This window comes from uncultured Fibrobacter sp., assembly GCF_947166265.1.
Taxonomy (GTDB): Bacteria; Fibrobacterota; Fibrobacteria; order Fibrobacterales; family Fibrobacteraceae; genus Fibrobacter.
Genome location: NZ_CAMVDO010000005.1, coordinates 157,741 through 166,820, shown reverse-complemented (window position 1 = coordinate 166,820; position 9,080 = coordinate 157,741). Strand labels below are relative to the sequence as shown.

The 9,080-nt window shown below is 50.5% G+C and carries 8 protein-coding genes; 3 read left to right on the top strand and 5 right to left on the bottom strand.

The genetic code is table 11. The annotated features are described in order from the left end of the window. The 5 genes from Q0W37_RS04540 to Q0W37_RS04520 all read right to left on the bottom strand — a co-directional run. Positions 1–545, bottom strand: a 545-nt coding sequence (locus Q0W37_RS04540) for a 3-methyl-2-oxobutanoate hydroxymethyltransferase (protein WP_297699205.1), incomplete at its 3' end; no start/stop codon positions are given. Further along, entirely contained in the window at positions 524–1,312 is a 789-nt protein-coding gene (recO, locus tag Q0W37_RS04535) for a DNA repair protein RecO (protein WP_297699203.1), read from the bottom strand. The genes Q0W37_RS04540 and recO, both read right to left, overlap by 22 nt. A gap of 129 nt (positions 1,313–1,441) precedes the next feature. After that, the gene (locus Q0W37_RS04530; RefSeq protein WP_297699201.1) at positions 1,442–1,798 is read right to left on the bottom strand and encodes a histidine triad nucleotide-binding protein; all 357 of its coding nucleotides are present in this window, start codon (positions 1,796–1,798) and stop codon (positions 1,442–1,444) included. An 86-nt stretch (positions 1,799–1,884) separates the two neighbouring features. Continuing rightward, positions 1,885–2,676: a type IV pilin protein gene (locus Q0W37_RS04525; RefSeq protein WP_297699199.1), complete on the bottom strand. Its 792-nt coding sequence runs from the start codon at positions 2,674–2,676 to the stop codon at positions 1,885–1,887. Positions 2,677–2,730: 54 nt separating this feature from the next. Continuing rightward, positions 2,731–3,513, bottom strand: coding sequence for a type II secretion system protein (locus Q0W37_RS04520; protein ID WP_297699197.1), 783 nt, complete (start codon positions 3,511–3,513; stop codon positions 2,731–2,733). A gap of 287 nt (positions 3,514–3,800) precedes the next feature. Here Q0W37_RS04520 and Q0W37_RS04515 point away from each other — a divergent pair, with 287 nt between their 5' ends. The 3 genes from Q0W37_RS04515 to Q0W37_RS04505 all read left to right on the top strand — a co-directional run bounded on the left by Q0W37_RS04515 (position 3,801) and on the right by Q0W37_RS04505 (position 9,057). After that, complete coding sequence (locus Q0W37_RS04515) at positions 3,801–6,200, top strand: Tex family protein (RefSeq protein ID WP_297699195.1); 2,400 nt, start codon at positions 3,801–3,803, stop codon at positions 6,198–6,200. Positions 6,201–6,739: 539 nt separating this feature from the next. Beyond that, on the top strand, positions 6,740–7,582 hold the full coding sequence (locus Q0W37_RS04510) for a TIGR02147 family protein (protein ID WP_297699193.1): 843 nt from the start codon (positions 6,740–6,742) through the stop codon (positions 7,580–7,582). Further along, positions 7,582–9,057, top strand: a complete 1,476-nt coding sequence (locus tag Q0W37_RS04505) for a LamG domain-containing protein (protein WP_297699191.1) — start codon at positions 7,582–7,584, stop codon at positions 9,055–9,057. The genes Q0W37_RS04510 and Q0W37_RS04505 overlap by 1 nt, the downstream gene beginning before the upstream one ends. The last annotated feature ends 23 nt before the right edge of the window (positions 9,058–9,080 follow it).

The window sequence follows — 9,080 nt, the reverse complement described above, 5'->3', positions numbered from 1 at the left end:
GTGCCGAGCTCTTCGGGAATGTGTTCCAGCACCATCTCGAAGCATCCCAGGCTGTCTACGTACTTGGCCGCCTCGATGATTGCGGCCGCTTCTTCTTCGGTGCGGCCCTTCTGCTTGAAGTTTTCGGCCGTCTGCGGCAAAAGTCCGAGGTGCGCGCAAATAGGAATGTCGTGGCTCAGCAAATATTCGTGCACGCCAGCGGGAGTACCCTCGATTTTGACGCAAGAAGCTCCCACGTCCATAAAGCGGCGAGCGTTATCGTAGGCCGTTTGCGGGTCCTTGTCGCTCAAGTAGGGCATGTCGGCCACTACGTGGGTGTTGGGGGCGCCGCGGCAAACCGCCGACACAAAAATCAGCATCTCGTTCATGCCAATTTCGCGGGTACTCTTGTAGCCGAGCATGGTATTTGCAAGGCTGTCGCCTACCAAAATCTGGTCAACGCCTGCCGCTTCTGCCATCTGGGCAAAAGCGTAGTCGTAGGCTGTAATCATCGAAACTTTTTCGCCTTTAGCCTTCTTGTTCTTTATGTCGATGGGGCTGAGCATAACTTACGAACCTCCTGTAGCCATGAAAGGGAATGGATTTCTTTCAGGAATCCGATGTGATTGCGCAGATAAGATAGCAAAGCGTTCTCCACAAAGACGCGCCCGCTCAAGTTTTGTACGGCCTGATTCGGGTGAATTTCGTGCAGATGTAGTTCCCATAGGCCCTTGAGCGTCTCTTGGCGTGCGCGGGGTGACTGTACGCCTAGGCAATGCTTGCAAATCAGCGAGCCAGATTCCGGAGAAAAGTCTGCCGCGGGTTCTACCAGAATTTTTTCGCAGCGGCTGCATACGCCTAGGTCCAGGTGGTAGCCCCACAGGTCGCAAATGTCTAAAAGCCAACGGGAAAATATGGAATCGTCGGTGCTTGCTTGGCCTGCGGCGTGGCTTGCGGTGGAGTCGAGTTCTGCGAGGGCATGGTCGAGTAAGGTAAACTCGTCGGGAATTGGGGTCGCGGGCGGTGCATACCGCAGCACGATTTCTGCCATCACCTGGGCGATGGCAAGCTCCATCAGCGAGGCCCGTAATTGACCGTGCCAATCGATGATGGAGGCCTCCTTGACGAACTGGAGGTCGGTCGAGGGATTTTGCCGGAATACCACTTCCGAAAGAGCGAGCGGGTCGAGTGCTCCCTTAAAGGGAGACTCCTTTCGCTTTGCTCCCTTGATAATAAAGCTCACCACGCCACACTCTTCCGTGAGCGCTTTCACGATAAAGCTGGAGTCGCTGTAGGGGAAGCGATGCAGTACAATGGCGCGAGACTTAATCATAGACGAGAGACGAAAGACGAGAGACGAAAGATGATGAATCGCGGCACTGCCGCACAATATTAATGCGCAAAGCGCCTTTATAAAATCTATCGTCTCTAGTCTGTAGCGAGTTTACGAGCGTTCTTTCGTCTATTTTTCCGGGAACGGAGGCCAGCCCATGACTTGTCCGCCGAGCACGTGCAGGTGAATGTGGAACACCGTCTGTCCGGCGTCGGCCTTGCAGTTGAATACGAATCGTGCACCGGATTCCTCGATGCCGAGTTCCTTCGCGATAATTTGTGCGCGGTAGAGCATCTTGCCCACGAGTTCGCAATCTTCAGGCTTCATGTCCATGATGGTTGCGATGTGGCGCTTCGGCACCACCAGAAAGTGTACCGGAGCCTGCGGGGCGATGTCATAGAAGGCGAATACGTCATCGTCTTCGTAGATTTTCTTGGAAGGGATTTCTCCCTTGATGATTTTGCAGAAAAGACAGTTTTCACTCATAGTAACTACAAGGTAGTAAAAAGAAGGGCCGCCCGTTTTCCTTTTTGGGGCGACCGCGATAGGAAAGGGTTGTTGGTAGAAGCGCATTAGTTGCAGAGTGCGTGATCTGTTGAAAAACAGGTGCCGAGACGTGTCGTAAACGGTTTTCCCGCTCCTGTGCCTTGTGCGCTCTGTATGAAAACTTCGAGAGAATGACTTTTCTCGTTTGCGCCAGTCCACCTGATTTTAAAGTTGTACCTATTTTGCCCACCGACTCCAGTCATGGCGGCGTCAGGGTCTCCATTCATGGCCTTGCTGACAAAAAGGGACTTGGTGGGGAACGTTCTCCACCAGTTTTGGTTGTTAATCTTCACTTGGTAGGCGGTGTAACCCTTATCTTTTCGGTATTTGCCGGTTTGCCTGTCGATGAGGATGTTCGCTACGGCTTCGAAACCAGCTTCCCTAAGAGCGTCGTTCCAAAAGCCTTCGCTTGTAAGGAGTCCGCACATGTTTTGGTTGTCCGAGATTCTGTTCTTGTTGTCAGGTTGATAATTGGCAGGGAGTATATCGTGTAGCTCGATAATGAATAACGTTACGCCGTCTTTGCTAGCTAACCATTTGCTTAAGTTTTCTTTGCTGTTTTTTCTGCCGCTGCAGGTTGTCGATTCATCGATACGTGAAAAGTCGTCCTGGTATAAAGCCCTGCTTAAGGCGTCGCGCAAGGAATAAAGTGTCAAAAGATCAATTTTCTGTTTAGTTTTTTCGATATAGTCCGAGAGTTTGGGTATGGCAACGCCTGAAAGCACGTTAATGATAATAATAACGACCATTAACTCGATGATTGTAAATCCGCCTTTCCTACGTTTTTGTTTTGTTTTATCTAAAACCTTTGTAAGCATTAGATTTTCCCTTCTTGAGCATCTGTGTCTTAAATATAAAATTTTTGAAGTCTGTTATTTGCACCCTTTGGCATCGTAGTTGGCCATTGTTGCAAATGTCGTGAAAACTCCTTGTAGCGGTTTATGGGTTGACTCGTTCATAAAGAAAACGTCTATAGAATGGCTGCTAGGGTCGCAGTTCCTCCATCTTGCGCGCATGGTAATTCGAGACTGATTTTCGCCCTTTGCACCGTAATCAGAAGTCATGGCTTTGCTCTGGAAGAGTGGTTTGGTGGGGTAGGTTCGTGTCCATGTTTTGTTATTGACAGTTTTGACGTTTTTAGTGGTATAGAGCTTTGAGCTTCTATTAAAACTGTTATTGTTGGCTCGGTCAGAAACGATTGCCGCTACGGCTTCAAAGCCGGATTCCTTAAGGGCTGTATTCCAGAATCCGCCGTCATAGACAAGGCCGCACATATTGTTTTCTTTTGCTTTGTCGTGTATTCCTTGATAATTTGCAGTAAAAGAATCATGTCTTTCAATCACAAATAGAGAAACGCCTTTTTTGCTAGAAAGATATTCGTCCAACTTAGATTTGTTTGATGTCGCGTTTCCGCATTTTGCTCCTTCAGAGATGTTATGAACATCGTTTTCGTACAATGCTCTTTCTATTGCATCGCGCAAGTAGTAAAGTTTAAGCATGTCGACGCGTTCTTTTGCTTTTTCAATAAGCTCGGTGCATTTGGGAACTGCGATCCCCGAAAGTAGGTTCACAATAATAATCACCACCATTAACTCGATAATGGTGAAACCCGCCTTTTTGCTCAAAGCTTTTTTATTTACCAAATTACCAAACATACTAGACTCCTTTGTTGGAGTTTAACACTATAAATATAAAACAAATTTTTACAAACATAATTTTGTAAGAAGAAAATATGTTCTCAAATTGTTCCAATTTGGAATATTCCTCTTCATTTTGACATTTTGCTGTCATTTTTTTATTCTATATTCATTTTTGCTTTCGGGATCGTGTTTATCCCCGGGGCACTCGACGGAGGTCGTCGGGTTGAACTTAGGGCCGCGCGTCTTGCGTGAAGAACAGGACGGTTGGACCCTCGAACCGAACTTAAAAACGGAACTACATTATGGATTTTTCTGCAATTATTGCCGAAGAGCTTAACCTTGAAGTATGGCGTGTCGCCAAGGCACTCGAATTGATGGACCAGGGTGGTACCATCCCCTTTATCGCCCGCTACCGTAAAGACCAGACGGGCACGCTGAACGAAATCGAGCTGCGCGATATAAGCCACCGCCGCGATTACTTGCAAGAACTCGTGGACCGTAAGGAAACGATCCTCAAGAGTATCGAAGAACAGGGAAAACTTACTCCCGAACTCAAGGCGCAGATCGAAGCCTGTAAGGACAAGACTCTTCTCGAAGATATTTACGCTCCGTACAAGCCCAAGAAGCGCACTCGTGCGACTGCCGCAAAGGAACTTGGCCTCGAACCCTTGGCCCGTCTCATGTGGGCGCAGGAAGAAACCGGCAACACGGCCGAACAGATTGCCCTGATTTACCTGTCCGAAGAAAAGGGCCTTGCCGATCCGAAGGCCGCCCTGAAGGGGGCCGCCGACATTCTGGCCGAAGAAGTGGCTGACAACACTGAATTCCGTCAGTATCTGCGTAACAAGATGGAAAAGACGGGCGTCATGATTTCGAAGGTCAAGAAGGATTTCGAAAATCAGGAAACCAAGTTCAAGGACTACTACGACTTTAGCGAACCGGTCGGAAAGATTCCGAGTCACCGTATGCTCGCTCTCCGCCGTGGCGAAAAGGAAAAGGTACTCCGCCTCTCTATCGAAGTGCCGAACGAAGAAATGGTGGGCTACCTCAAGACTCAGATTATCAAGGGCAATACGACTTGGACTCCGTATTTGGAAGCCATGTGCCAGGATGCCTGGGAACGTCTGCTCCAGCCCAGCATGGAAAGCGAAGTGCGCCTGATGCTCAAGGACGCCGCCGAAGAAGAAGCTTTCAAGGTGTTCAGCAAGAACCTGCAAGACGTTTTGCTCGCCGCTCCGGCAGGTCACAAGGCTGTGCTCGCTCTCGACCCGGGTTTCCGTACGGGTTGCAAGGTGGCCGTGCTCGACGAAAACGGCAAGTTCATGGATCACGGCATTATCAAGCCGCATGAACCGTGGAACGACAAGGCCGGTGCCGCTGTGTACCTGATGGGCCTCATTGACAAGTACAAGATTGATTTGATCGCTATCGGTAACGGTACTGCTAGCCGCGAAACGGACGCCTTCTGCGCTGAAATGTCTGCCAAGTTCAAGGGCAAGGTTCCGCCGCGCGTCATCGTTTCTGAAGCCGGTGCTTCTGTGTACAGCGCAAGCATGGTCGCCATTCAGGAATTCCCGAAGGAAGACGTGACGACTCGTGGCGCCATTTCCATTGGCCGCCGCTTGCAGGATCCGCTTGCTGAACTCGTGAAGGTCGATCCGCAGTCCATTGGCGTGGGCCAGTATCAGCATGATGTGAACCAGCGCGAACTCAAGAAGCGCCTGGACGAAGTGGTGGAAAGCTGCGTGAACATGGTCGGTGTCGACGTGAACAGCGCCTCTGCTCCGCTTCTTTCTCATGTGGCAGGCCTCAGCAACACGCTTTCCGAAGCGATTGTGAAGTACCGCGAAGAAAACGGTGCCTATGCTAGCCGCGAAGCCTTGAAGAATGTGAAGGGCTTCGGTCCGAAGGCCTTTGAACAGGCTGCTGGCTTTATGCGCATTCCGGGTGCCGAAAACCCGTTGGATGATTCTGCCGTTCACCCCGAAAACTACGCCCTCGTGGAAAAAATGGCCGAAAAGGCTGGCGTGTCTGTGAAGGATATGGTGGGTAATGCCGAAGCTGTGAAGGCGATTAACCTCGAAGAATTCCTCTCTGACGAAGTGGGTAAGGCTACTTTGGAAGACATCATGAAGGAACTTCAGAAGCCGAGCCGCGACCCGCGTAAGGAATTCCGCTACGCCAAATTCGATGACAAGATCCGCACGATTCAGGACCTGATTACGGGTAGCTGGATGGAAGGTGTCGTCACCAACGTGGCAAACTTCGGAGCCTTCGTGGATATCGGTGTTCATCAGGACGGCCTCGTGCACGTTTCTGAAATCAGCGACAAGTTCGTGGAAGACGCAAAGACGGTTTTGACCGTGGGCGACATCGTGAAGGTGCGTGTCGTGGCTGTTGATGTGGGACAGAAGCGTATTAGCCTCTCTATGAAGCAGGAATCTACCGATGGTGTCGCTGGTGCAGGTGCTAATGGCCCGCGTGGCCAGCGTGCTGGTGGTAACCGTGGCGGATTCGGTGGCCACGGCCGCGACGGTCGCGGCAATGCCCGCCCGCAGGGCGGCATTCAGGGCCATGCAACTCTCGCTGACCTCAAGGCGAAAATCGCCGGCAAGGAACGCCCGGGTGCAGCTCCGAAGAAGGCCGCAGCCATGCCTGGCAAGATGAGCGCTCTGCTGAAGAATTTCAAAAAAGGCATGTAGATTTGATTGCGGCGGCAAGCTCGCTTGCCGACATAAGCAAATCTACGCCGTTTGCGCTACGAAGTAGCGCAACAAGGGTATGTAGCATACAAAGGCGAACATCGCCTTAATTGTCACACGGATAAAATCCGTGTGACATTTTTTATGGGGGCGTTACGGGGGCTCCCCGTTAGAGAGGGTAACGATAGACACGACGAAAGCCTGGCCGCTAAGCGAACGTTCCGGAACGGCCATTTGTGAGCCTAAAGTCCCATGCGTTAAGCTGGGACTGTGGCGAGAGTGAGGCTAAATAGACAAATCTTTTCTGCAATAGGGCCGAACGGTCTTGATGGCGTGCGGAGCAGGCTGAGCCGTGGCTAGAGTTAGGGAGAGGATTCTCCCTTTTTAAGTGTGTAAACAATTTTTGAACGGCTCGAACTGAAACAAATCGTATCGGTAATGTGATTTTTGTCAAATTTCGCCTTAAAACGGCAATTTGGGGTGTGTAAAAATTTCCTCGGGCTATTGATTTTCGTGTAAAAAATATTTATTTTACGAATATGTGTATTGCGCTAGATCATCTGTTTGATTACGACGACTTCCGCAAGTTCCTGCAGGATTACTTCGAGGAACAGAAGAAGATGCGGGCTGTTTTTTCGCACCGCTTTTTTGCGGCGAAAGCGGGATTCAGCAGTTCTTCTTATTGCTTGAACGTGATCCGTGGACGTTTTAACCTGACGCCGAAGTCCATTGAAAAAATCGCGAAGGCGATGAATTTCGAACCGTTGCAGAAAGCCTATTTCGAGGCGTTGGTGCAGTACAATCAGGCCCAGCAAGTGGGGGAACGCGAAAACGCCTGGGAACAGATTGTCCAGATTCGTAAGCAGATTGAATTTACACATGTCACGACTCGCGAACAGGCGTACTTTAGCAAATGGTACTATCCGGTGGTACGCGAAATGGCCGTGAATGCCGATTGGCATGGCGACTATATGTTGCTTGCCCGTATGCTTACCCCGCAGATTACGACCGACGAAGCCCGCGAGGCAGTCAAAAACCTTTTGGACTGGAATCTGCTCAAGAAAGTGGGAGATCGTTTTGAGGCGACATCGCAGATGCTCGATGCCTCCGAGATCCCGCCGATAGCCTTAAGACAGATCCGTCGCGAATATATTCAGCATGCCATTGGCGCCGTAGAATCGATGCCCAAGAACGAACGCTTTGCTGCGTTTACGACTCTTGCCATGAGCGAAAGTTCTTATGATTATGCGGTGGAGGTGCTGGAGGAGGCCCGCAAAAAGATTATTGCGCGGGCAGCCAATGACCTTAATGTAGAGCGTGTGTACGAAATGATGCTTGTTGCGTTCCCGATGAGTAAGAAAATTGAAAAGGAGGCGAAATAATGGATAACTTGTTCAAAAATGCCTCTGGCGTTATTTCTTTGAAAAATTTGTTGGGCTTTGCGGCCGTGTCCTTGTTTGCGCTGGTCTTGTCGTCTTGTTCCAAAGGTGACGATATGGCGGGCGGCGTGACGGATATCGGAAACTCCGTTGCGGAAGGCTTTGTAGTGACCGAGAGCAATCAGCCCGTGGCCCGTGCCCGCGTGGTAGCCTATTACGATGACTGGGGTAAAACCGCGCTAGAAGATTCGTCCGTAGTCGTATTTGCGGACGATAACGGAATGTTCAGCTTGAAGTTCGACAGTACGCGCTCCGTGGTGCTCTATGCCGAAGGGGGCGACGGTACAATGGGACTTTCCCGCATCCAGAATAAGGAAAGTGCTCATGTGATGGTTGGATATCCGCGCAGGCTCGAAAGCAGTGTCGCCGATGCCAGTTCCGGTTATATGCGCATTGTCGGACGCAGCGAAACTGCTCCCGTGAATTCTGACGGTTCGTTTGCATTCTCGTCTATGCCTGTGGGTGAAATCTCGCTGGTGTATGTGGCGGATGAACAGCCTATGGCGCACTTCGATTTCATGACGGCCGCTGTTGGTGATACGCTTAAGATTCCGTCGCTTGAAAAGCGTGCGGAAAACAACGGGTTGCTCACGATTTCGGATTATCGCTACTATAGCGGGGTTACCTTTGCCGGTATTATGGTTGATGTCCCTGCGGGAATCACTGTTCCTGAACCGGTTGTCGTACCGGATGATTCGCTGGAAACGCCTCCCGTTGAAACGGATTCGACCGAGGTCGATACGACTGAAAATCTTGCCATTTCGATCAATCTTCACATGGACGGCGAAAATGACGGAACGGTTGTTTACAACAGCGATGGAACCCTTGCCGATCCGGACAGTGTTGAATACGTGGATGGTATTTCAGGAAAGGGAATTTCCCTGAAGGTTGGACAGTACATTGGTGTTGGCAATGTCGATCCGTGCGAGGGTGACTTTACCCTTTCGATATGGACCGTTTGGAAGGGCTTCCGTGTCGGTAGCATCTACCAGCTACTTTTTGCCCAGCGAATTGATTGGACTCAATCGGCCGCAAGGTTCCAGCTGCAGTATGACTTCTTGACGAGTTCCATTGTCGCCGTGAGCGACGGAATCACGTCTACGGGTTATGTTTCGCTTTCTAAGGGCAATACCGAAAGAGGCGGAGTGCTCCCGCCGAACGAATGGGCGAATATCGTCCTTGTTTACGAAAGTGGAAAGTTGTATCTATACGTGAATGGAGAACTGGCTAATGAGTCGGCAACCGGTGACAAGTTTACTCCCAAGGATTTTGCCGAACCCGTTCCCTTCTGCATTGGCGGAAGTGAAGTCGCCAATGACACTTGGAATGGAATCATCGACGAATTGACCATAGAGTCTACCGCCCGCAGTGCAAAATGGGTGAAGGCCCAGTACGATGCCATGAAAAGCGGTGAGTAGAGCCTCTTTTTGGAAATATTCGG